Raw genomic sequence first — 22,191 nt, 5'->3', positions numbered from 1 at the left:
TTTTTGAAGACAATAATATTAATCTTCTGTAACGAATGGCAATAAAGCCATAATACGAGCACGCTTGATAGCGATCGTAACTTTACGTTGATTTTTTGCTGAAGTGCCTGTAACACGGCGTGGCAAAATCTTACCACGTTCTGAGATAAAGCGTTCCAACAATTCTGTGTTTTTATAGTCAATATGCTCAATATGGTTAGCTGCAATGAAGTCAACCTTACGACGACGACGTGGACCGCCTTGTGGGCGACGTGAGCGTTGTGGACGTTCTGAGTTTTGTGGACGAGAGTTTTGTTCTGGCATGATTAAAAGCTCCTTTCATATCGTTTTATTTATATTTTTAAAATGGTAGATCATCATCTGATATATCAATTTCTGTTTTGCCACTAGCCGCAAATGGGTTAGCTGCTTCATTCGTTGCAGTTGATTGCGTGTTTGAATTTTGGTTCGCACTAGCAAATGGATCAACACCACTAAATGAGTTATCACTTGGTGCACTGAAGCCACCACCATTATTAGATGGTTCCGACGTGCCATTTTGGGCACGTCGCTTATCACTTTCAGCACGTGATTCAAGTAATGAAAAATTATCAACAACAACTTCAGTAACGTAAACACGTTGTCCTTGGTTGTTTTCATAATTTCTTGTCTGCAAACGACCTTCAACGGCAACTAAAGCGCCTTTTCCAGTAAAGTTTGCAAAATTTTCAGCTGCTTTACGCCAAATAACGGCATTAATAAAGTCAGCTTCACGTTCACCAGCTTGATTAGTAAACTGGCGGTTAACCGCCAAACTAAACGTACCGACAGCCGTACCCGATTGGGTATAGCGTAATTCCACATCACGGGTCAATCGCCCAATCAATACTACTCGATTAATCATAATAAAAGCTCCTTCACCAGTGGAATTTCAGAATTATTCTGCGTCGCGCTTAATAATCATGTGACGTAAGATATCTTGCGAAATCTTAGCCAAACGATCAAATTCGTTGATAGCAGCATCGTCTTCTGCAGTGAAATTGATAATGTGGTAAACGCCTTCGCGGTATCCAGCAATTTCATATGCAAATCGACGAGTTGCCCAGTCAGCTGACTTTGTAATTGTTGCACCGTTATCAGTCAAGATGCTGTCAAAACGCTCAACAAGCGCTTTCTTTGCATCTGATTCTAAGTCAGGACGAACGATATAAGTCATTTCGTATGATGTAGCCATGTTTTATTTCCTCCTTTTGGTCTCCGGCAGCCTTGGCTGCAAGGAGTGGATATACTTTTGTATACTCACAATTATTAATGATACTACAAAACGACCTAACATTTCAAGTGTTTCGCAGAATTTTCCATCTGGTCAACAAATGATACGTGAAAAAACTTCTTAGCGCTTATGATTCATTGTTAAATTCAACTTCTTCTAGCATATCCGTAATCGTATCAATGAAATCAGAATCTTCTAATTGCTTTAAAATAGCCTCATCTTTTTTGCCCTGCATACTGACAAGCAAATTGGCTACAATATTTTCCCACATGGCATCGGCATTACGTTCCAATTTCACAGTGCCGTATTGTGCCCGTTCTTTGCGCGCATTGTTTTTTGTTTCTTGAAAAACGTAGGCTTTCATTAAGACATTATCAACAATTTGTGTGGATAATGCTTGTTCTAACGCTTTTCTAAATTCTGGTAACTGCATTTTTTCTCCCTAATTGCTGTAGCGTTGATTTTATTCCAAAAAATCTCACTTATTTTGACAATTCATATAATGCCTGAGCAAATATAGCTTGCGCTCTGGGTATATTTTCTAACAATACATACTCATCTGGTTGATGGCTCATCACTTCCACATTTGGAAATTGCCCCCCGAATGCAACACCACGTTTTAACAGGCGTGCATACGAACCACCATTTGATATTTTATAAGTTTTTGCCGTGTTTGTGTGCTGCGCATAAACTGATTCTAGCGTTTGTACAATCGGATCATCAAGATTAACCATATGTGGTTGATTACCAAATTGCGTTTCCTTGAAAATTTTAGCATTGAGATCACCAATATGTCGCTGAACTTGTGTTAAAATCGCTGTTTCAGTTATACCAATTGGAAAACGAAATTGAATTCGTATCTGACTAGGTTGTGCTTGTCGATAAGTCATTTTACCGATATTCATCGTGAGATCGCCCATAATAGCATCATGAAATACAAGACCCACTTTTTCACCAAACACATTCTGATGATTATCATCACCCAAAAATTCTAAAAAAGCGTGTGCTTGTCCTTCAAATGCAAATCGGTTCAAAAAATGTGCCAAATACGTTCCTGCGTTTAACCCATCCTCTGGATAGGCCCCGTGTACTGCTTTCCCATACAAAGTCAATAAAATGTGGCCATCATCGTACTGACCAATACCGGTGATTAAAGGTGTTTGTGTTAGATACTGTTCATAGATGGCTAAAAATTGATTGATGTCAAAATTATTTGGCAAACTAACTATCGCTTTTGCGACACCAGGCACAACATTATCTCGTTCACCAGCCTCAAACTTAAGTAACTGCCAGTCAGAATCGAGGCGTGTCTCCCCCTGAAATTTAATTGTAATTGTTTGGACACCTTTTTCCCCTGGTACTACTGGAAATGCCCCGTCTGGCGAGAATCCCAACGTTGGTTCCCCAACTTGTGCCAAATACGTCTTCATATCACGCCAATCAGATTCTTCATCACTACCAAATATCAAACGGATACTGCGTTTTGGTAAAAAACCATTGTTCTTTAATTGTAGTAAAGCATAATAACTGGCAATTAAGTCAGCTTTCATATCATGTGTGCCGCGTCCATAAAGACGATTACCAACAATTTTGGGACTAAACGGTAGGGTCATTCGCCAAGCAGACGCGTTACCTGGGACAACGTCCACATGTGACAAAACGCCAACCGTCTCATCCGCATCATTTGGTCCATAATCAACGACAACGACCATGTTATCAGCCACACGGGTTACTGTAAAACCGTCACGAGTCGCTAAATCGAACAAAAATTGCAGCGCAGTCTCGATACCAATTCCAAATGGCTGTTGAAACGTCGCTGTTGTTGTATCTAAAACTGACGGAATCGCCAAAAATTGCAACAAATCTTGTTGCAATGATGGTTGGTACTTTTTTGCTTCTTCTTGCCACTCCCGTGCTGTTTTTTGCATATAATTAACCAATCTTACCTATTCTGAAATGGATTATATAAACGACCACCATTGCTGATTAAAAGTCCTATACCAGTAACAATAACGACAATTGAACCAATAAAAACTAGCATATCACGTTTTGAAAAGGCTTGTTCTTGGTACCAAGATCGTTTTTTCCCTCTACCAAAACGCCGTAGTTCCATGGCCTGACTAATTGTTTCAATGCGATCCAAACTTGTAAATATCAAAGGTATAATAATTTGTACAGCACCCTTTGATCTTGCTAATAGTGACTCTTTTTTAGATATTTCATACCCACGTGCTTGTTGCGCCAAGCTAATTGTGTGATAGTCACTTTGAACATCAGGAATATAGCGCAAGGTAATGGCAAAAGAATAGGCTATTTTATAAGGTACACCAATTTTATTCAAACCTGCAGCAAACTCACTTGGATTGGTCGTGAACAGCAAAATAATTGCCAACGGCAGTGAGAATAAATACTTTAACAACAAGTTAAATTCATAAAACACTTGCTCTTCTGTAATTGTCCAATAACCACTACCAAACAAAGCATGATGCGTGCCATACAACTGCGCGCCATATTGTGGCGCAAGCACAGTCACCATCACTAAGTTGATCACTGCAAAGAAAAGTACCAATTTCAACATAAGTGCATATTCATGATATTTTATTTGCGCCATTTTCATTAAAATAATCGCTAAAATGCCTAGTGCTAACAGGAAACGTGTATCATAAGAAATCATGCCCATTGTACTTATTGCCAAAAAACCAACTAGTTTTGCTGTACCAGTTGTGTGATTAAGCCAAGTATCCCGTTCTTTGTATCCAAATAAATTATTCATAGTCATTATGCCAAAAAAATATCATTTTTGTGTCAATAAAATATTCACACACATTAGTCAGCACGTTTTTCCTTCCAAAATATTCAAACTACACTTGTCCATGGACAATCGCCGCATTTAACTCTTCGGGATTTGAAATACCCAACCGATTCGCTAATTGATAAATACTTGTTGTGCGCAAGCTAGCTGCCGTTACTAACTTTTCATTTGCTAGTAGCTCAGCAGGTGTCGTATCTGCCAACAACTGACCATCAACAACTACCAAGGCACGTTCTACAAAATTAGCTAATAAATGCATGTCGTGTGTAATGATGACAATCGTTGTTTTTTCTTGCTGATTAATTGTCGCTAAGAAATTTAATAGATCTCCTGTATGTGTCGCATCTTGTCCAGCAGTTGGTTCATCTAAAATTAAAATTTGAGGTGCTAATACTAACACAGCAGCAATTGTTAGACGCTTTTTTTGACCAAAACTAAGCGCCGATATTGGCCAATGCCGCATATTATCAAGGTCAATTAATTTTAGAACAGCACGTGTACGTGCTTCGACATCGTCAGTTGGTACATGGCGTAATATTAATCCACTAGCTACTTCCTCAAAAACAGTTGCCTTAGTTATCATATGGTTTGGATTCTGAAGTACGTAGCCGATATTATCTGCACGTTCTTTAATTGATTGTTGTAAGACTGATTCGCCATCTAATAAAATATCACCTGCATCAGGCATCAAAAATCCTGTCAATAAATGCGATAATGTTGTTTTTCCTGACCCATTTTTACCAACAATACCCAAAACTTCACCTTGATGAATAACCGTGTTAAATTGTTTAAATAACTGCTGATTTTTATCATAACTGAAATCGATATTTTTAATCACTAACTTTGGCGTGTGATGTAATCCTTTTTTTACCGGTATCTTCAGTTTCTCAATAGCCAACTTATTTTCATCTACAACGACCCGCTGAACATCTGCCACATTTGCTAGGGACGCAACGTCAACATTTGCACGACGCAATAATTTAACATATAAAGGCTCATCTAAGCCATTTTCTGGCAAGATACCCGATTGAATCATTTCTGTCGGGGTGCCATTGGCTACAATTCGACCATCTGCCATAACAATCACACGATCAACATGTGCGCTAAGTACTTCTTCAATGCGATGTTCTATGATGACAACGGTTAACTCACGCTCCGTTTGTAACTTGTCAATCATTTCCATTGCGACCACACCAGCAGCTGGATCTAAACTTGCCAAGGGTTCATCAAACAACAACAATTTACCATCATCAACCAAAACACCCGCCATCGCTGTGCGTTGCTTTTGACCACCGGAAAGTGCTTGCGGTGCTAAACCTAAACGTTCTCCCAAACCAAATCGATTGGCCCACTTACTCACCTCTGCCTTAATATGAGACACGGGCTGATTGTCGTTTTCAAGCGCAAAAGCAATATCTTCTGCCACTGTCAACCCGACAAACTGAGCATCGGAATCTTGCAATACTGTCCCCGCTTGCAAAGACAAATCAAAGAGCGTTTGTTCAATAATATTTTCACCATTTAACGTTAACTTACCCGTAATATCACCAGCATAAGCCTGTGGAATGAGCCCATTAAGCAAACGAAGAAGCGTCGTTTTTCCAGAACCAGATGCGCCAGCAATGAGTACTTTTTCTCCTGGATAAATTTGGAAACTCACATCGTGAAGTGTTGGTTCAGCCTGTGCATGATATTTAAATGTAACATGTTGAAAATCAATTATTGGTGCTGGCATAATATTCCCTTGAATTTATTTATGTACGCAAGCATTTGCTTGCTTAGTAATCATTATTCGTTTCGTAAACTATTTTTCTTTGGTCGTGATTTAACATAGGCCACCAAAAGCAATGATCCGATAATCGCAACAGACAATGAATTCACTACTGCTGTAACAGCGCCTTGTAGAAAGACTTTTTGCGCAGCCTCTTTGTAAATCAAAATATCACCGATTGGTGCGATAATGAACCACGCAATAATATTCGAAACTACTTGCCAAATATTAAATTGTATTAATTTTTTGTTTGATAAGTTACCATATTCCAAGGCTAAATATTTTTTCCCGAGACCAAGTAAAAAGCCAAAAATACCATCAGCAATTACCCAAGACCACCAAGGTGATCCATAAGTGACAGCATCATTTAGTGTATGACCAATAAAGCCAACTAACAAACCAACTACTGGACCAAACAAGCCAGCAATTAAAGCCAACCAACCTTCTGCCACATTAATAGTGGTGTTTGGTACACCTGTTGGAATGGCAATAAATTTCATTAGCACAAAGAAGACTGCTGCCCCAATACCTGTTGCCACAACGGAACGGACTGAAAAGCCCTCAGATTTTTTCTTAGTATTCATTTATTGTACTCCTTTTTCTAAAGCTAAATTAAGCTTTCTTTGGTTAACAACACTATCTAATTTGGTTAAACATCAAAACATGATCAACTTGTAACGCGAGATGGTTATTCATCATGATTCTTTATTTTACCAACATATCTTTAACAATCATGGGCATAATTGTTTCCAATTTTAAGTTAATAAAAAAGTCCCAGTTAATCATAATGATTAACTGGGACGCAATAAACGTGGTACCACCCAAATTTAACTATTAACTACCTAAGCTTTGGTTAATAATCCTTATAGTGATAACGGTACTAACCGGACAAATAGCTGACACTACTTGTCATCTCCACGCTCATATTCAACATTTTATGACATATCGGCTCTCACTATTCCGACTCGCTTCTTTGACACGTAATGCCTACTCTTCGCTTCATTGATTTATTAAGATATGATAAGTTTAAGTCAATTCTTAATTTTTGTCAATTTATTTATTATTTTTATCAGTCTGGTAAGATAATTTGTGTTGAAGGTCCTTGTTGCGTTTGAATTTCTTGTTGTTCCTGAACAAGATAGCTTGGAAATAACGTCAAAGCCTTTTCTTCAAAGCCAACCACTGAAGATCCTAAAATACGCGTGACTAGTTCTAGCAAACGTTCTTCAAATGAGTCTTTATCAATCTGTTCAATTTCTTGCTTCAAAGGTTGCTGGTACATATTAATATGTACATGAGGCATCAAAGCATAATCGCGGCCAATTAATGCTGACCATGCTTCAAAAACTTCATTAGGAACCTCTTCCTGATCACTCTGAGTCAAAGGCATAAAATTGACACTAAATGTATTGTTAGCTTCGCCTTCTTCATCGAAAGCTTCCTGTGTGATGTTACCATCAGTCAATTCTAATGCATAATCAAAATCGAATACACGCCGCTCATCAAAAATATGAATGAATCCAGCCGTTTCCTGTCCTTCGTTAGCCTCATCAACAACACGTAAAATGCGATCGCGTTGTCCATTAAAAAGTTGTTGTGTAAAATATGGCATGATCTGTCAGTGTATACCTGCTGTTAACTAATATGTCAACAATCTTTTATACATTTCCTCCAATACATCTGTTACCCAATTTTAACACAAGCACGACCTAACCGCTATGACCACAACTAGTTTTACTATTATTTATCTAACAAAAAACGTCCAGAACAACTACCGCTCTGAACATTCATTAACATTATAGTGCTGTTAAATCAAATACTTTACGACCTGTAATACTTCCGGCTTTCATCTCATCAATTACTTCGTTCATATCGTTAAAGTTAACTTTTTCTACAATGGGCTTAACTTTACCTTCGGCACCAAATTGAAAGGCTTCCTTCAAATCTGCACGTGTACCAACCAATGAACCACGGACTTCGATACCATCTAATACAGTTTTTGCAATGTTTAGAGCCATATCACCTTGTGGTAAGGCAACTGCGACCAATTTACCCATTGGGCGTAATGAGCTGACAGCTTGGTCAAATGCTGCTGCATTAACGGCCGTTACTTGTGCGTTATGAACACCACCTGTTGCCTTTTGCACTTCAGCAGCAACATCGGCTACTTTCTTACGATTAATCAAAACCTCAGCACCGTTTGCCTTGGCAGCAGCAAGCTTGTCATCATTGCCATCAATAACAGCAACATGTGCACCGAAAACATTATGAGCATACTGCACAGCTAGATTGCCTAAACCACCAGCACCATGAACGGAAACCCATTGTCCAGGCTTTGTTTCACCAACTTTAAGTGACTTATACATAGTCACACCTGCACACGTAATTGATGTGGCTTCAACTGGATCTAATCCTTCTGGTACTTTAACAGCATACTTTGCATTGACAACAGTCTGTTGTGACATTGCACCATCAACTGTATAACCTGAGTTACGGACTTTACGGCAAAATGTTTCATTCCCTGAAACACAATAATCGCATACACCACAAGCGTCATAGAACCAAGCAACTGACACACGATCACCAATTTTCAAGTAATCGCCCGCACCTTCCGCAAGCTTTGATACACGTCCAACACCTTCATGACCAATAACACGACGGAACTGACCATTTCGTTGACCTATTTCATTTGGATTGCCAAAATCAGCACCGGCAACATGCAAGTCTGTGTGGCACAAACCAACATATTCCATATCTACTAAAGCTTCACCAAATGTTAATGGCCTTGGTGTCCAATCATCAATTAAATCAACGTATCCATTTGGTGTTTCACGTACAACTGCTGCTTTCATAATAATACCCCTTTTTCCATGTGAACTAATTTACAAATTAATTGTACGCGCTTTTTTATTATTTGTAAAGATTACAGCTCTTTTTATTATTTATTTTGTCAGCGAAAGTGATTTGATTCACTTTCACTGACAAAATAAAAGTACGTGACACATCACGTACTACCAACACATTATTCAAAAGTTAACACTAATTTGCCTATTACATGTTTTAGAGTTTGAAATGTCTTCAAATTTTCAACATTAAACGGCTTAATGTCTGAAATAATTACCTTGATCTTATCCTCTGATACCAACTGAAGGAGATCTCTTAATTGTTCCCCATTTGATTTTAAGTAACCATGTGTAACGCGTACATCACTATCATCTCCAACAAGTGACACTAAACGGCCTGTTGGCTTTAATACAGACAACGCCTGTTTAAGCGTATCATGACCTATTGTATCCAAAATGACATCAACACCTTCTGGTATTATTTTAACCAATTGATCTGCACGTGCATCAATCACATGTAAATTCGAATCAAATTGTTTTAGGAAGCTGATACCTTCACCAACCGCTGTCGTGAAAATCTCATTTACCCCACGTAATTTAGCCATTTGTAACGCAGTCAAACCAACTGAACCAGCACCCCCTAATATTAATACAGACTCGTCTGCCTGGACATTCAAGTCTTCAGTGATTATTTGATAACCTGTTTGTGCACCCAATGCTAAAGCTGCTGCCTGTGCATAACTCACATTATCTGGTATTTTAGCCACAGTTTTGCGACCTAAAGCGACAAATTCAGCATAACTATTCAAATGTGGTGAAGCAGCTACTCGATCTCCAATAGTAAAACCAGTGACTTCTTCGCCTAGTGCAATTATTTCACCAGCCACAGATGACCCTGGAATTAAAGGTACTGTCTTTTCTTGACCCATTAATCCTTGTCTAAATTTCACATCATAAGGATCAATTGCTGTTGCGTGCTGTTTAACTAAAACTTGAGTTGGTTTGATAATCGGCTGCACAGCTGTTTTCGTTGCAACCAATACATCAACATCCCCATAATCAATCATTTCAATGGCATACATTTTATCACGCTTTCTACATCATTTTTAGATTTATAACCTTATTATATTGCAAACTACTAGTCATGTCGTAAACTTTGCTTAACATAAAAAGTACCATCTCCATTAGCGTCTAATATAAACGATCATGAGATAGTACTTAATTGTGTCACTACTTAATTCAAATATGTCGCTTTAATATCAGCCATTGTACTTAAAATTGTTTTCTTATCCATAACAACTAACATTTCTGGTAGGTTAGGACCTTGAATTTCATGCGTTGTCGCAATACGAATTGGGTTCCATAAATTCCGGCCCTTGATTTCAAGTGTATTTTGAATCGAACGAATAGTATTCATATAATCTTCTGCAGTTGCTGATTCCGGTAACGCTGTATAAGCTGATTCCCAGGCAGAAAATACTTTGCGGCCATCATCTGACGTCAAGTAATCAACCATCTCATCAGTCATGTCTCCTAATTCAAAGAATGGTTGACGCACTAACGCAACAACTTCGCGTGTGTAAGAAATGCCTTCCACACCAGCTACTTTGATGACCTCAGCAAGCCAATCTTTTTTGGTTTCTGCGTCAGCCTCGGAAACTAAATTAGCGTTGACTAATTCTTGAATTAATTGTGGCATCACTTGATCTAAATCACGACGCATCCACTGGTTGTTAATCCATTCCAACTTCTTTTGGTCAAATTTAGCATTAGCCTTTGACAAACGTGTTTCGTCAAACATTTGTTTAAATGATTCAAGTGAAAAAATCTCGTCTTCACCCTTTGGCGACCAACCAAGTAAACCAATAAAGTTGACCATTGCTTGTGGTTGATAACCCAATTCGTGATATTGTTCTACGAATTGCAACAGATTCTCATCACGCTTTGATAACTTTTTACCTGTTTCACCGTTAATAATCAATGCCATATGACCAAACTTTGGCACATTCCAACCTAAGGCTTCAAAAATCATAATTTGTTTTGGTGTGTTTGATACATGATCATCGCCACGTAATACGTGAGAGATCTTCATCAAATGATCATCCACAACCACTGCAAAATTGTAAGTTGGCATGCCATCAGTTTTTTGAATAACCCAATCACCACCAACTTCTTTGGCGCCAATTTCAATATGACCTTTAACAATATCATCCCATGCGTAAACTTTTTCTTCAGGGACACGGAAACGAACGACAGCTTTCAATCCCTGCGCTTCAAATTCAGCATATTTGGCTTCACGTTCTTCAGACGTTAGCCCTTCATACTCGTAAACATAATGCGGTGCTTGCTTCGCTGCTTGTTGTGCTTCACGCTCAGCTGCAATTGTTTCCGTTGTTTTATATGACTTATAAGCCAGTCCCTTAGCCAATAATTCGTCAATAAATGGTTGGTATAAGCCTTGTTCATTACGTTCTGATTGACGATAAGGGCCATACTCACCAGGATTTTCTGGCGATTCATCCCAATCTAACCCAAGCCAAGCTAAATTATCTAATTGCGATTTTTCACCGTCCGCAATATTACGCGCTGTATCGGTATCTTCAATACGGATAATAAACTTGCCATTATAATGGCGCGCAAAAAGCCAATTAAAAATTGCTGTACGCGCATTACCAATATGTAAGTGGCCCGTTGGTGATGGTGCATAGCGCACACGAATTTCTTCAGTCATGTTATGTCGTTCTCCTAAATGTTGTTTTGTCATGTTTCGTCTAGGTACTAGTATACAACATTCATTAGTCTAATTTCCAATACACACAGTTGAAACAATGCTATTGCAAACTTTTAGCAAAAAACCGAATTTGTTTATTATAAAAGTCATTAGATGTCACCACTAACTTTGGATTGTTAAACCGGATAGTTGATATAAAATAACCAAAATTTAATAGCACAAAATTCATTGTGGCAGAGTCTGTATCAATTGTTGATGCTATTTTTTCTTGACGCTTCATGTCATCAAAATAGGCCAACAAAATAGCTCTAAACTTAATTGGTATATCTTCCACAGCTTTTGCAATATCTGGTCTTTTAAATGATTCTTGAAAACCAACAACGACAATTTGTTGGTGACTGATTTGAAACTCTTGATATATTTTTGACATGGTTACCAAATCATTTTCAATATTCCCCGTGGCAGTAAAATCATCAAAAATAGTTGATAAATCTTGTAAGTGCCGATCAATCACTACATTCAACAGACCCTCTTTATCTTTGAATTTTCTAAAAACGGTACTTGGATTAACATTAGCTGTTTCAGCTATTTTATTAATTGTTGTCGCCTGATAACCAACACGAATAAGCAGAGAAATAAAAGCATTTAAAATTAGTTCATAGTTCGAATCTTCATTTTCCTTGGACATATCGACACCTCTTTCTAGCTATATTAACATAATATTGTTCCGATAGCAGGTGCACATCACCAACTATTAAATGCATGCAACCACTTGCATGCATTTAATAGTTATGCTAAGCTATGTTCATAAAACAAAAGGAGACACACCATGTATTTTAAAAAATTTTTACAGAGTAAGGGTGTCGTCGGGTCACTCATTATTATATTGTTCTATGGCCTACTCATGGTCGGTGTTTATTTTTCTGGGTATAAAGCTATTCCGAGCAAAATTAACCAGCTACCCGTCGCTATCGTCAATCAAGATAATGCAAGTCGCCCCTTAGCAAATCAGCTCAAAAATAAGTTACCATTCAAACATATTAAAACAAATCTTACATTTACTGAAGCAAAAAATCAGCTACAAGATCGTAAAGTTTATTTAATTATTAATGTCCCAAAAAATTTCAATGACGACATTAAAGATATCACCCATAGCAGTACTGCTACCCTTAAGTTCTACATTAATTACTCTAATCCAACTACTGTTACAACAACCATGGAAAGTGCATCCAAGGCTCTGGGTAGCCAAATTCAAAAAAGCGTCTTGTTAAAGCAAGGTCAAAGTATTTTAACAATAGCTGAACTTAACCAATTACAAAAACAGGTCACAACAGCTATCGCAGCTAATCCTAAGCAACGAGACATCATTTTAAAACAAGCCACTACGACAAAAAATGATGCAACACAGCAAATTAAAAAAACATATCAGAACATTGCTAAGACATATGACTATCATATTATTAAAGTCAATCAAGTACCCTCAGGTATGCATCACAGTATGGCACCCTTTTTTCTAACATTATCATTTTATATTGGCTCAATGATCGCTGCAATGTTAATAGTGACAAGTTATAAATCATTTTCACCCTTAATTGGTCGCTGGCGTGCCTATCTATATACTGAAATAACAATCGGGGTACTATCAGTATTTGCCCCACTAGTAATCATTGGTTTAAGTAAATATATGTTGAATTTCAATACTAACATTTACTGGCAACTTTGGCTAACACATAGCATTGAACTATTTAGCGCATTAAACATTAACTTAATTTTTTCCTTGATTTTAGGTCAGCTCGGCATCATGATCAATATGCCATTCATGCTTGTACAAGTTATTTCAGGCGCTGGAATGATTCCACAGTGCTTGCTACCGAAATTCTTTAAAATAATGAGCTATATCTCGCCTAGTTTCTACACGATTCAATCTGATTTTAACATTCTCTATGGTGGTAATCATACGCAAATATTATTGCTGAAACTTTTGACAATTGGACTTGTTGCAGTAGCACTTCATCTGATTATTGTCGCCTGTCAGAAAAACAAATCTGCCATCATTAAGCCTGCCTAAGTTACAAAGAAACACCAGAAAAAAATTAAATGCGACATAATTGACACTTAAAAAGCTAATTATCGAATAAACAGCGGTAGTTAGCTTTTTTGTTTGATAATTATTTTTGTTGAAATAATTTCTAAGTAGTTGGTTTAGTAACCAGATGGTCAGTCACATTTCTTTGTTTCGTTAATTAATATAATAGGCGCCACCAAAAATTCTCAGCTACTCATTTCCCTCACTAATTTGAATTTAATCCAAAGCTAATTTTAAAGCCTCACTCAATGTCGTTACACCAATAACTTGTATACCATCTGGAAACACGATACCATTCAAATTGTTCTTAGGAACAATTGCCCGTTTAAAGCCAAGTTTACGCGCTTCTTTTAATCGTCCTTCAATATCAGCAACACTACGCACTTCGCCCGTTAGCCCTATTTCACCGACAAAAACATCACTCGGCCGAGATTCTTTATCGTGGTATGAGCTAGCTATCGCTACTGCAATAGCCAAATCAATCGCTGGTTCATCCAACTTGACACCGCCTGCTGCTTTCAAATAAGCATCCTGATTCTGTAACAACAGGTTGGCTCGTTTTTCTAACACTGCCATAATCAATGACACACGGCTTCGATCTAATCCTGAGGCGGTCCGTTGTGCATTGCCAAACACTGTTGGTGTGACCAAAGCTTGCAATTCCACCAAGATTGGTCTCGATCCTTCAAGTGCGACAACAATTGCTGAACCTGTTGCTCCAGTTAAACGCTCTTCTAAGAAGATTTCCGAAGGATTAGCCACTTCAATTAAACCACCATCACGCATTTCAAAAATACCCAACTCATTGGTTGCACCGAATCGATTTTTTACCGCACGTAGGATACGATATTTATAATTACTATCACCTTCAAAATAAAGTACTGTATCGACCATATGTTCCAAAATTTTAGGCCCTGCAATCGCGCCATCTTTGGTAACATGACCAACAATGAAGATAGATATATTATTTGTTTTGGCAATTTGTAAGAGATCAGCAGTGACCTCTCGAATTTGTGATACTGATCCTATTGCTGATGTCACATCTGGTTCTTGCATGGTTTGAACGGAATCAATCACCACAAAATCCGGTTGTAATTCATCAATTTGTTTTTTAATGGCTGTCATATCAGTTTCTGGATACAAATAAAATTCATCATTGCCAACACCCAAACGATCGGCACGTAACTTGACTTGTGTCGCAGATTCTTCACCGGTAACGTACAAAACACGTCCCTCATGTGCCAATTGTCCAGAAACTTGCAACAAAAGTGTTGATTTTCCAATACCCGGATCACCACCAATTAATACCATTGACCCAGGAACAACACCGCCACCTAATACACGATTGAGCTCTTTTAAATTAGTTGCCACACGTGGTGTCTCTTCAGAAGTAATTTCATTAATTTTTTCTACTTTTGCCGCACGTCCATCAAGACTCACACGACTTTTACGATCATTTACTTCAGGCGCAATTTTTTCTTCAACAAGCGTGCCCCATTCACCGCAGTTTGAACACCGCCCGAGATAACGCGCTGATGTGAAGCCACAGTTGGAACAAATAAATTGTGTTTTTACTTTGGCGATGGTTATTCTCCTTTGTCCATATTAACTAACTGCGTTGTTTAAGTTGATAGTTTTTCTAACGCCGTTTGCGATAACAATACGGTATGCTGGTAACTGATTAGTTTTGTCCAGTCGACCCAAAACCACCTTGACGTGAAGCCTTGGCGACTTTATCATCCCCATCTGCCAATAAATATGGTAAGAAAATCCCTTGTCCAATCCGTTCGCCTTTTTTTATTTTAACATCATTAATGCCAAAATTAATGAATTGGAAGAAAATCTCGCCTTCATTTGAAGAATTATTATAATAATCTGCATCCACAATGCCGACACCATTGGGCATCATAATACGTTTTTTAATTGGCCCACTTGAACGCGAAACAAGTTGCAAATACTCACCATCGGCCATGTAAGCCTTGATACCAGTAGGTATTAAAATTGGCTTTAGTATATTTTGGAGATCTGCATTATCACGCACACCCTTTAATTTGCCTAATGACAAAATGCTCAATCCCTTAAAAAATTGATTACTTAAAGCACTAGGAATGATAATATCTTCTGAAGCTTCGAAGTCATATCCAGCTGCCGCTTGTGTGCTGCGTTTTGGTAAATTAAGGCCATCATTGGCTTTCGTTGAAACAATTTCAAATCCACGCATATTATTAAAGTACAACGATGTAACTATATAGTTACACACGCCATACGTTTCCTCCATTATTAGTTGATGTTTCTTTACTATTATACGGTAAAATACGATTATTTTTAAGATGATTTTGAATAAACATATTTTAAACTAGTCATTTCTAATATATTTAATAATTTTAAGTTTGATAACTCATTAAAAGTAATCGCTACTCATTGTTGACATTAATGATAATGATTACTATAATAAGTATTAGTTTGTTCCAGAAAACGACGACTGGCTCATCAAACAAGAAGGAGTAAAAACATGAACATAGAAAATAAACACAACATTATAGGTCCCTAAGTTATTTGATTGTTAAAAACGCTTAAGTTCAATGAAGAAAGATGGGAATAAAAAACATGAAACGTCGTTATACAATAGGCACTATAGTCATTGTTATATTAGCAGCAATTGTCCTTATATTTATTGGCACGCATCATAGTCAAACAAGCAGTGCAAACAGTGATAAGGGCATCAAGGTTGTGTCGTCTGTTGATTTTTACGGTGAAGCTGCTCAAAAAGTTTTGGGAAATTACGGTAGCGTACAATCCGTTATCACAAACCCAAACATTGATCCACATGACTATGAACCAAGTGCCAAAATAGCCAAAGAGGTAGCCAATGCCAATTTAGTCGTTTATAACGGCATTGGCTATGATTCTTGGATGACTAAGTTAGCCAAAAACGCTAATGTGAAATCAGTTCGAGTTGGCGAAGATGTCTTAGGTAAAAAGGACGGCGATAACCCTCATTTGTGGTATCAAAGTCAAACAATGCCGAAACTTGTAAATTACTTAGCAACTAAATTTTCCAAAATAGATCCAAAGCACAAATCAGAGTTCAAAGCGAATGCTGAAAAGTACATTGCACAATTACAACCTATTCAAACTAAAATCACCGCTTTAAAGAAAAATTCAGACAATAAAACTGTAGATGTTAGTGAACCTGTATTTGATTACGCTTTAGAGGAACTTGGTTATACGGAAAATAACACGCATTTCGCAAAATCCGTCGAAGATGGTACTGATCCCTCACCAAAAGATATCAAAACTATGCAAGATGATATTAAAAGTAAAAAAATATCGTTTTTCGTACAAAACACACAAGCGACAGACAAAACTGTGACTGAATTAGTGACACTAGCAAACAAATATTCAGTTCCTGTCTTGAAAGTAACTGAAACAATGCCCAAAGGTAAAACATACGAGCAATGGATGATTTCACAGTACAATCAATTAGAAAAAATCCAACAAACAGAAAAGTGATACTATGTTAAGTAAAATTTTAGAAGTAGCAGAATTAAATATTCAAGTTGCGGGAAAGCCACTAATTGAGAGGCTTTCTTTTACTATTTATACCAATACACTACTGTGTATCACCGGTGACAACGGGGTTGGTAAAACAACTTTAATAAATCATCTGTTAAAAGCTGCTAAATCTACACAAGAACACCAATCACACATTAATTTCAATACATCTTTTGAAGCGATTCAAGTCATCCCACAGTTTAGAAATATTGATGATGACTATCCATTGAGTATTCAAAATTTTGTCACACTGAATTTGATCAAACAGTGGCGCCCTTGGTTAACCGCTCTTGAAAAAGAAAAATTAAGCAAAATTCTATCTTTAGTCAATCTGACTGCCATCAAAAATCGACCACTTGGGGAAGCTTCTGGCGGCGAAAAGCAACGTGCTTACTTGGCTCAGGCACTTATAGCTCACCCAAAACTACTCATATTAGATGAAAGCACATCCAACTTAGATCGTGAATCAAGAATCAATTTATTACATTTAGTCAAGACGATTATTAATCAGGAGAATATTGCCGTCATATTTATCACTCACGATCCCGAACTAGTTAAGTTATTTGGTGACGTTGAGTTACATATCAGCAATCGTCATGGTGTCATGACTAAACTACGGTAGCAGAGAGGAAAGATCAGTATGTTTACCTATTCATTTATGCAATATGCGTTTATTGCCAGTTTTTTTATTTCTATTATCTGCGCAATCATGGGCGTATTTGTAGTTGCTCGAAAAACTGCATTTTATACACATACACTTTCTGAAATAAGTTTTTCAGGCGCCAGTTTCGCGATATTTGCAGGTATTTCACCAATAACTGGCATGTTATTATTTACAATTACTAGCTCAATTTTTGTATCATTGACGGGTCGAAATATGAACCAACGAGAATCATCAGTGAGTGTTTTTTCGGCTATTTTTATAGGTCTTGGCGTCCTTTTCTTGTCACTATCAAACAAGCAGTCAAGCTATGCAACCAATATTTTATTTGGTAGTATTGTGGGAATAAGCCGCGCAAATGTGACTGAATTACTCCTTTTAATTGCAACTATTTTATGTATTACGGGCATCATGTTTCGAAAACTTAAATATATTTCTTTTGATACCATCGGTGCTCAATATAATGCAAAAAATACTGCTTGGATCTCATCTCTTTTTTTAATTTTAGTCGCTTGTACCGTCAGCGTGACTGCACAAATTGTTGGCTCTTTACTTATTTTTTCTTTATTGACTATTCCTGCATCCTCCGCTAAATACTTAGCTCATTCGGTTCATAGCATGATGCTTTTGTCGTTCGTATTTGCTTTATTTGGGACATGGATGGGTCTCTATCTCAGCTACATAACCAACTGGCCAGTCAGCTTCTTCATTACATTTATTGAAGGCATCATTTATGGTTTGGCACTAGCATACGCTAAGATCCCTAATTCATCAAATAATAGATAATTTTTGTTATGTTAAGTGTTTTCACTCAAAGTAGCTAACTGATACATCAATAGCTGTACTAGGACTAGATATCATTGATTCAATCGTGATAATGATCTTTAAGACACCATTTAGCTGACATGAATTCATACATAATCCCTGTTTTTAAAATGCGCTACTTCAAAATTCATACATTGGAAATTAACAACACAATTGCCCCAAGTCATGCGGTATAATTAAAGAAACAACTACCTTGCTATCTTACGCATTGAAAACAGAATGGAGAAAAATTATGGACTTTCAACATGAACCTGGACGTTATTTTTTACAACAAAATGACAAAACAGTGGCTGAAATCACTTACACAACCATCAATAATGGGCAAACATATGCTATTAATGCCACAAACGTTGACCCTTCTTTACGTGGGCAAGGTATTGCCGCAAAATTACTTGATACCGTAGTTGCTGAAGCACATGATAAACACATATCAATTAAAGCCGTTTGTCCTTACGTCCAAAAAGCTTTTGCAAATAATCCAGCTAAATATCAGAAAATTGAGTATAAACCATGAGTACAGATTTACAAAAAATTATTGCTGGTCGCCGTGCCACTGAGTTTGTTCAAAATGATATGGTTGTAGGTATCGGATCTGGGTCAACAATAGCCCACGTCATTGATTCTCTCGGAGAGCGTGTAGCCCAGGAAAACTTAAAGATTGTTGGCGTAGCAACTTCTGAAAGAACACGCCGCCATGCTGCCCAATTAGGTATCCCCATGTATAATGTTGATGATGTTGACAAAATTGACCTCACCATTGATGGTGCTGATCAAATTGCGGATGATTTTTCAGCGATTAAAGGCGGCGGTGCTGCTTTGCTTTGGGAAAAGATTGTGGCTTTCAATTCACGTGAAAATATTTGGGTCGTCGATGCAACAAAACGCGTCTCAAAATTAAATCAATATTTACCAGTGGAAGTTATTCCCTACGGATCAAATCAATTATTTAAACGTTTTCAAGCTGACGGATTTCATCCGTCATGGCGATTAGATCAAAATGGTAATCCTGTACGCACCGACTCAGCAAACTTTTTAATCGATTTGCACCTACCAATCATTGAAAATCCTCGCGAACTTGGCGATGAGCTAATTAGAATGGTTGGTGTTGTCGAACACGGATTGTTTACAGATGTTGTCAATCGTGTTGTTATTGGCGAAGACGACCATACAGCCAAAGTTGTGTCAGTAAAATAATAGTAAACAGCACATCATGCATGTGCTGTTTTAATTTGGTTTTAACTCATACATGCATAAATTTATTGTTTAAACGCTTTATTCACAAAGAAAAAACGCATGTCAATATAGGTGACATATTTAATTGGTATAGTTGATAAAAGAGATAAAATAGTCCTATAGGAATTTACTAAGGAGATCCTCATGCGCACTGAATCTGATTCACTCGGCCAACTCAACATCCCAAAGACAGCTTATTATGGTATTCATACACAACGTGCATTACATAATTTTCCCATCTCTTCACAACCAACACATCCTGAATTGATTCGTGCTTTTTTAGAAATAAAGCAAGCGGCTGCAAAAACTAATGCTACCTCTGGTAATCTTGACCGGTCTGTAGCCAAACATATCGTCAGTGCCACTAAAACACTCCTCAATAATCCAATTGATTTATCGATGTTTCCAATCAGTGATATTCAAGGTGGCGCCGGTACATCAGCTAACATGAATGTTAATGAAGTCATTGCTAATGTCGCCTTGGAACAAACTGGTCGTGCGCGCGGTGATTATGCTTATATTAATCCAAATGACGATGTTAACATGGCTCAAAGTACCAATGATACCTATCCTAGTGCTGGAAAAATAGCTTTATTACGTTTACTCGATCCACTGCTTTTGGAACTACAAAATTTAATTGATGCTTTAGGCAACAAGGCTGATGAATTCTCAACGACCTATAAAATGGGTCGTACACAATTGCAAGATGCCGTCCCAATGACTTTAGGTAACAGTTTTCACGCTTGGTTAAAACCGTTACTACGAGATGATTTACGTATCAAGACCGCACGCGACGCACTTTACATGTTGAACTTAGGTGGTTCAGCAATCGGTTCAGGCATTAATGTGAGCTACCATTATCAAGTGCATATTGTGCCAAACCTTGCAGGTATCACCAAATTACCATTAACACAAGCTCACGATCTGTTTGATGCCACACAAAATCTTGATGGCTTGGTCGCTTTATCTGGTACTTTAAAAACACTAGCCATGAGTCTTTCAAAAATTTCCAATGACCTACGTTTACTAAGCTCCGGACCGCGATCTGGCCTTCTTGAAATCAATTTACCGGCAAAACAAGCTGGCTCATCAATTATGCCTGGCAAAGTTAACCCAGTCATTCCAGAAGTTGTGAACCAAGTCGCTTTTGAAATGTTTGGCTTTGACGCAACAATTACCGCAGCTGCAGAAGCTGGACAATTAGAACTCAACGCTTTTGAACCAATTATATTCCGCTCGTTATTTGCAGGTATTGAGCATCTGACATCAGCAATGACTACCTTACGACTAAACGCAATTGATGGCATCACAAGTAACAAATCACGACTTGCACAGGATATTGATTTATCTGTTAGCTTCGCTACTGCCATGACCCCAATTATCGGTTATCAAGAGGCCGCAAAGTTGGCCAAAGAATCTATCAGAACAGGTAAGTCATTGCGTCAACTTGCCGAGAAAAAATCATGCTTTACACCTGATCAATTGACTCATATATTCAAAATTGAAGATATCGTCATTAACGCAAGAACACCTGAACACGGGTTAGTTTTACATGCACCAACACAGTAAAGGATCTCGTCACAAACCATAGAACTGTCTTTCATCATTTTTCACAAAAAACCAACATATCTTCACTTCAAAGAAGGTATGTTGGTTTTTAAATGAAAACATATATCATAATCAATTTACAAAATAACTGACTCAAATATTTTTAATTTTAGTCTTTACTCTGCCCATAATAAGCATTAACACCATGTTTACGATAATAATGTTTGTCTAATAAATACTGTGGCACATGAATATCTTGTGCTGGATTAAGTTGCATCGTGTGATAATCCATGTCTGCTACAACATCTAAAACAATCGCATTGTGTACAGCATCCATGGCATCTTTTCCCCATGTGAAGGGACCATGATCATTAGTTAACACGCCTGGAATTGCCATTGGATCTAGGTTTTCTCGTTCAAATACCCGAACGATTGATTTTCCTGTATTCAATTCATAGTCATCCGTAACTTCAGCCTGTGTCAATCGATCGGCTACCGGTACATCGCCATAAAACGTGTCAGCATGTGTGGTACCTGCGGCTGGAACTGGAATACCCGCTTGTGCAAATGCTACTGCCCATTTTGAATGTGTATGCACAATGCCACCTAAATCATGCCAGTGTCGATACAAAAAAGCGTGCGTTGGCGTATCACTTGACGGATTCATATCACCTTCAACAACGTGACCATCTAAATCAACCACAACCATATCTTCAGGCCGGAGCGTTTTATAATCTACACCACTTGGCTTGATGACAAACAAACCCTTCTCACGGTCAATTTGTGAGACATTGCCCCATGTGAGTGTCACCAAATTATTGGCTGGCAAGGCCATATTAGCTTCATAAACTATTTTCTTTAAATTTTCTAGCAT

The 22,191-nt window shown here is 37.7% G+C and carries 23 protein-coding genes; 7 read left to right on the top strand and 16 right to left on the bottom strand.

Annotation, left to right across the window (positions count from 1 at the left end):
• Window positions 1-18 precede the first annotated feature (18 nt).
• The 13 genes from rpsR to LEGAS_RS01395 all read right to left on the bottom strand — a co-directional run bounded on the left by rpsR (window position 19) and on the right by LEGAS_RS01395 (window position 12,097).
• Window positions 19-303, bottom strand: coding sequence for a 30S ribosomal protein S18 (gene rpsR, locus LEGAS_RS01455; RefSeq protein WP_010382944.1), 285 nt, complete (start codon window positions 301-303; stop codon window positions 19-21).
• A gap of 37 nt (window positions 304-340) precedes the next feature.
• Window positions 341-883 (bottom strand): single-stranded DNA-binding protein, encoded by a 543-nt coding sequence (gene ssb, locus LEGAS_RS01450; RefSeq protein WP_010382946.1) that lies wholly within the window; start codon window positions 881-883, stop codon window positions 341-343.
• A 33-nt stretch (window positions 884-916) separates the two neighbouring features.
• Window positions 917-1,213 carry a 30S ribosomal protein S6 gene (gene rpsF, locus LEGAS_RS01445; protein ID WP_010382948.1) on the bottom strand — a complete coding sequence of 99 codons (297 nt, stop codon included), beginning with the start codon at window positions 1,211-1,213 and terminating at the stop codon, window positions 917-919.
• A gap of 166 nt (window positions 1,214-1,379) precedes the next feature.
• Window positions 1,380-1,685, bottom strand: coding sequence for a hypothetical protein (locus tag LEGAS_RS01440; RefSeq protein ID WP_010382950.1), 306 nt, complete (start codon window positions 1,683-1,685; stop codon window positions 1,380-1,382).
• Between the two features lie 49 nt (window positions 1,686-1,734).
• Window positions 1,735-3,180, bottom strand: a complete 1,446-nt coding sequence (gene pepV, locus LEGAS_RS01435) for a dipeptidase PepV (RefSeq protein ID WP_010382952.1) — start codon at window positions 3,178-3,180, stop codon at window positions 1,735-1,737.
• 14 nt (window positions 3,181-3,194) lie between these two features.
• Window positions 3,195-4,025, bottom strand: a complete 831-nt coding sequence (locus LEGAS_RS01430; protein WP_010382954.1) for an energy-coupling factor transporter transmembrane component T family protein — start codon at window positions 4,023-4,025, stop codon at window positions 3,195-3,197.
• An 88-nt stretch (window positions 4,026-4,113) separates the two neighbouring features.
• Window positions 4,114-5,799 carry an ABC transporter ATP-binding protein gene (locus LEGAS_RS01425; protein ID WP_013231195.1) on the bottom strand — a complete coding sequence of 562 codons (1,686 nt, stop codon included), beginning with the start codon at window positions 5,797-5,799 and terminating at the stop codon, window positions 4,114-4,116.
• 53 nt (window positions 5,800-5,852) lie between these two features.
• A complete protein-coding gene (locus LEGAS_RS01420) occupies window positions 5,853-6,419 on the bottom strand; it encodes an ECF-type riboflavin transporter substrate-binding protein (RefSeq protein WP_010382956.1) in 567 nt (188 codons plus the stop codon).
• 485 nt (window positions 6,420-6,904) lie between these two features.
• Window positions 6,905-7,447 carry a hypothetical protein gene (locus tag LEGAS_RS01415; RefSeq protein WP_010382957.1) on the bottom strand — a complete coding sequence of 181 codons (543 nt, stop codon included), beginning with the start codon at window positions 7,445-7,447 and terminating at the stop codon, window positions 6,905-6,907.
• Between the two features lie 184 nt (window positions 7,448-7,631).
• Window positions 7,632-8,687, bottom strand: coding sequence for an alcohol dehydrogenase AdhP (adhP, locus tag LEGAS_RS01410; protein WP_010382959.1), 1,056 nt, complete (start codon window positions 8,685-8,687; stop codon window positions 7,632-7,634).
• Window positions 8,688-8,857: 170 nt separating this feature from the next.
• Window positions 8,858-9,760, bottom strand: a complete 903-nt coding sequence (locus LEGAS_RS01405; RefSeq protein WP_010382962.1) for an NADP-dependent oxidoreductase — start codon at window positions 9,758-9,760, stop codon at window positions 8,858-8,860.
• Between the two features lie 152 nt (window positions 9,761-9,912).
• Window positions 9,913-11,409, bottom strand: a complete 1,497-nt coding sequence (gene gltX / locus LEGAS_RS01400; protein ID WP_010382963.1) for a glutamate--tRNA ligase — start codon at window positions 11,407-11,409, stop codon at window positions 9,913-9,915.
• A gap of 100 nt (window positions 11,410-11,509) precedes the next feature.
• Entirely contained in the window at window positions 11,510-12,097 is a 588-nt protein-coding gene (locus LEGAS_RS01395) for a TetR/AcrR family transcriptional regulator (RefSeq protein ID WP_010382965.1), read from the bottom strand.
• A 141-nt stretch (window positions 12,098-12,238) separates the two neighbouring features.
• On the opposite strand from LEGAS_RS01395, the gene LEGAS_RS01390 reads away from it, so the two are divergent.
• Complete coding sequence (locus tag LEGAS_RS01390; RefSeq protein ID WP_013231193.1) at window positions 12,239-13,477, top strand: YhgE/Pip domain-containing protein; 1,239 nt, start codon at window positions 12,239-12,241, stop codon at window positions 13,475-13,477.
• Between the two features lie 234 nt (window positions 13,478-13,711).
• On the opposite strand, the gene radA is transcribed toward LEGAS_RS01390, so the two are convergent.
• A complete protein-coding gene (gene radA, locus LEGAS_RS01385; protein WP_081457737.1) occupies window positions 13,712-15,079 on the bottom strand; it encodes a DNA repair protein RadA in 1,368 nt (455 codons plus the stop codon).
• Window positions 15,080-15,176: 97 nt separating this feature from the next.
• Entirely contained in the window at window positions 15,177-15,716 is a 540-nt protein-coding gene (locus tag LEGAS_RS01380) for a dCTP deaminase/dUTPase family protein (protein ID WP_013231191.1), read from the bottom strand.
• A gap of 386 nt (window positions 15,717-16,102) precedes the next feature.
• Between LEGAS_RS01380 and LEGAS_RS01375 the strand changes: the two genes are divergently transcribed.
• The 6 genes from LEGAS_RS01375 (at window position 16,103) to LEGAS_RS01350 (ending at window position 21,338) form a co-directional block, all read left to right on the top strand.
• Window positions 16,103-17,008 (top strand): metal ABC transporter solute-binding protein, encoded by a 906-nt coding sequence (locus tag LEGAS_RS01375; protein ID WP_081457736.1) that lies wholly within the window; start codon window positions 16,103-16,105, stop codon window positions 17,006-17,008.
• A gap of 4 nt (window positions 17,009-17,012) precedes the next feature.
• Entirely contained in the window at window positions 17,013-17,672 is a 660-nt protein-coding gene (locus LEGAS_RS01370; protein WP_010382969.1) for an ATP-binding cassette domain-containing protein, read from the top strand.
• 18 nt (window positions 17,673-17,690) lie between these two features.
• On the top strand, window positions 17,691-18,497 hold the full coding sequence (locus LEGAS_RS01365; protein WP_010382971.1) for a metal ABC transporter permease: 807 nt from the start codon (window positions 17,691-17,693) through the stop codon (window positions 18,495-18,497).
• Between the two features lie 232 nt (window positions 18,498-18,729).
• The gene (locus LEGAS_RS01360) at window positions 18,730-19,050 is read left to right on the top strand and encodes a GNAT family N-acetyltransferase (protein ID WP_224127397.1); all 321 of its coding nucleotides are present in this window, start codon (window positions 18,730-18,732) and stop codon (window positions 19,048-19,050) included.
• Window positions 19,047-19,730 (top strand): ribose-5-phosphate isomerase RpiA, encoded by a 684-nt coding sequence (gene rpiA / locus LEGAS_RS01355; protein ID WP_010382975.1) that lies wholly within the window; start codon window positions 19,047-19,049, stop codon window positions 19,728-19,730. The genes LEGAS_RS01360 and rpiA overlap by 4 nt, the downstream gene beginning before the upstream one ends.
• A gap of 183 nt (window positions 19,731-19,913) precedes the next feature.
• Entirely contained in the window at window positions 19,914-21,338 is a 1,425-nt protein-coding gene (locus LEGAS_RS01350; protein WP_013231189.1) for an aspartate ammonia-lyase, read from the top strand.
• A gap of 148 nt (window positions 21,339-21,486) precedes the next feature.
• On the opposite strand, the gene LEGAS_RS01345 is transcribed toward LEGAS_RS01350, so the two are convergent.
• Window positions 21,487-22,191, bottom strand: a complete 705-nt coding sequence (locus tag LEGAS_RS01345) for an L-ribulose-5-phosphate 4-epimerase (RefSeq protein ID WP_010382977.1) — start codon at window positions 22,189-22,191, stop codon at window positions 21,487-21,489.

It is taken from the genome of Leuconostoc gasicomitatum LMG 18811 (assembly GCF_000196855.1).
Classification (GTDB): Bacteria; Bacillota; Bacilli; order Lactobacillales; family Lactobacillaceae; genus Leuconostoc; species Leuconostoc gasicomitatum.
Note: the sequence above shows the minus strand (reverse complement) of the source record. Positions and strands in the feature narration are given on the sequence as shown.

Excerpts from the sequence above, each read along its gene's own strand:
- LEGAS_RS01350 (WP_013231189.1), top strand. The coding sequence starts at position 19,914 with ATGCGCACTGAATCTGATTCACTCGGCCAACTCAACATCCCAAAGACA.
- LEGAS_RS01370 (WP_010382969.1), top strand. The coding sequence starts at position 17,013 with ATGTTAAGTAAAATTTTAGAAGTAGCAGAATTAAATATTCAAGTTGCG.
- LEGAS_RS01430 (WP_010382954.1), bottom strand. The coding sequence starts at position 4,025 with ATGAATAATTTATTTGGATACAAAGAACGGGATACTTGGCTTAATCAC.
- LEGAS_RS01365 (WP_010382971.1), top strand. The coding sequence starts at position 17,691 with ATGTTTACCTATTCATTTATGCAATATGCGTTTATTGCCAGTTTTTTT.
- LEGAS_RS01440 (WP_010382950.1), bottom strand. The coding sequence starts at position 1,685 with ATGCAGTTACCAGAATTTAGAAAAGCGTTAGAACAAGCATTATCCACA.
- LEGAS_RS01425 (WP_013231195.1), bottom strand. The coding sequence starts at position 5,799 with ATGCCAGCACCAATAATTGATTTTCAACATGTTACATTTAAATATCAT.
- rpsR (WP_010382944.1), bottom strand. The coding sequence starts at position 303 with ATGCCAGAACAAAACTCTCGTCCACAAAACTCAGAACGTCCACAACGC.
- ssb (WP_010382946.1), bottom strand. The coding sequence starts at position 883 with ATGATTAATCGAGTAGTATTGATTGGGCGATTGACCCGTGATGTGGAA.
- LEGAS_RS01420 (WP_010382956.1), bottom strand. The coding sequence starts at position 6,419 with ATGAATACTAAGAAAAAATCTGAGGGCTTTTCAGTCCGTTCCGTTGTG.
- LEGAS_RS01380 (WP_013231191.1), bottom strand. The coding sequence starts at position 15,716 with ATGCGTGGATTTGAAATTGTTTCAACGAAAGCCAATGATGGCCTTAAT.
- LEGAS_RS01375 (WP_081457736.1), top strand. The coding sequence starts at position 16,103 with ATGAAACGTCGTTATACAATAGGCACTATAGTCATTGTTATATTAGCA.
- LEGAS_RS01395 (WP_010382965.1), bottom strand. The coding sequence starts at position 12,097 with ATGTCCAAGGAAAATGAAGATTCGAACTATGAACTAATTTTAAATGCT.
- rpiA (WP_010382975.1), top strand. The coding sequence starts at position 19,047 with ATGAGTACAGATTTACAAAAAATTATTGCTGGTCGCCGTGCCACTGAG.
- adhP (WP_010382959.1), bottom strand. The coding sequence starts at position 8,687 with ATGAAAGCAGCAGTTGTACGTGAAACACCAAATGGATACGTTGATTTA.
- LEGAS_RS01415 (WP_010382957.1), bottom strand. The coding sequence starts at position 7,447 with ATGCCATATTTTACACAACAACTTTTTAATGGACAACGCGATCGCATT.
- gltX (WP_010382963.1), bottom strand. The coding sequence starts at position 11,409 with ATGACTGAAGAAATTCGTGTGCGCTATGCACCATCACCAACGGGCCAC.
- rpsF (WP_010382948.1), bottom strand. The coding sequence starts at position 1,213 with ATGGCTACATCATACGAAATGACTTATATCGTTCGTCCTGACTTAGAA.
- LEGAS_RS01405 (WP_010382962.1), bottom strand. The coding sequence starts at position 9,760 with ATGTATGCCATTGAAATGATTGATTATGGGGATGTTGATGTATTGGTT.
- pepV (WP_010382952.1), bottom strand. The coding sequence starts at position 3,180 with ATGCAAAAAACAGCACGGGAGTGGCAAGAAGAAGCAAAAAAGTACCAA.
- LEGAS_RS01390 (WP_013231193.1), top strand. The coding sequence starts at position 12,239 with ATGTATTTTAAAAAATTTTTACAGAGTAAGGGTGTCGTCGGGTCACTC.
- LEGAS_RS01345 (WP_010382977.1), bottom strand. The coding sequence starts at position 22,191 with ATGCTAGAAAATTTAAAGAAAATAGTTTATGAAGCTAATATGGCCTTG.